Raw genomic sequence first — 846 nt, forward strand, 5'->3', positions numbered from 1 at the left:
AAATATATTGTAGCTGCTCGTTTGCTGTGTGTGGGCTACGGGAGCGCGTCGGGCCAGCACATCACACATGTCGAAGTAGAAAAGGCGGATAAGTGCTGTGACAGATTCGCGTCGGTAGCGGTGACTATATGCTTTGACGCGGCGCAATACTTCGGTGTAGCTGCCTTCCACCCAAATCCGTTCGGCGGCATCCAGATGAATGACAGGATGTTTGTAAATATACAGTAGAAACGGCCATAACTGGTGCAAGCCTACGATACTGTCTTGCATACATTCATGGGAGACGAGGATGATTTTGGCTGAAAAATCGTTGCTGACGTCTTTCTTTGCCAAAATTTGTTCGCCGACACCTATGAAAAGGTCACCCGATTCGAGGCATAGCGTCTGAGAATTGACGGTGAAATGACACCGGCCGCTGGTACAGTAACAAAAAATCAGGAAACTCATTTGCAACGCCTGTTCCGAAAAATCGAAATGGCTGATATCGTCAATGACCAAAAGGTCATCGGTTGCCGACGACAGACGGGCAGTGGCAAACCGGCGTGCATCGATCATGCTCAGCTGCCTGATGTTTTTGACAGAGGTGGTGTTCATTTTCGCAGGGAGATTAATAATGCCGGCATGTCTCCTGCCTGCCGGCGGCTATAAATAGGGTGCAAAGTTACTAAAAATTAGCAGTGTGGGGGCACAACCTTAATGTTATAGTTTGTAAACAAACGACGGGCGCCTATGAAAAATATCACAATTTTCCGTAGACTTTCGTTTGAATTTATGTCAGCATAAGGATGGACTATCATTTATCTTTTTGGGGAAATAGTCCCACTTTTACATTAACATTTTTAACTT

At 45.9% G+C, this 846-nt stretch carries 1 pseudogene; it reads right to left on the reverse strand.

The annotated features are described in order from the left end of the window. Positions 1-594 (reverse strand): annotated as a pseudogene (locus tag C5S62_RS06375) (AraC family transcriptional regulator); the annotation flags it as partial. Between the last annotated feature and the right edge of the window lie 252 nt (positions 595-846).

It is taken from the genome of Prevotella sp. MGM2, assembly GCF_002933955.1.
Taxonomy (GTDB): domain Bacteria; phylum Bacteroidota; class Bacteroidia; order Bacteroidales; family Bacteroidaceae; genus Alloprevotella.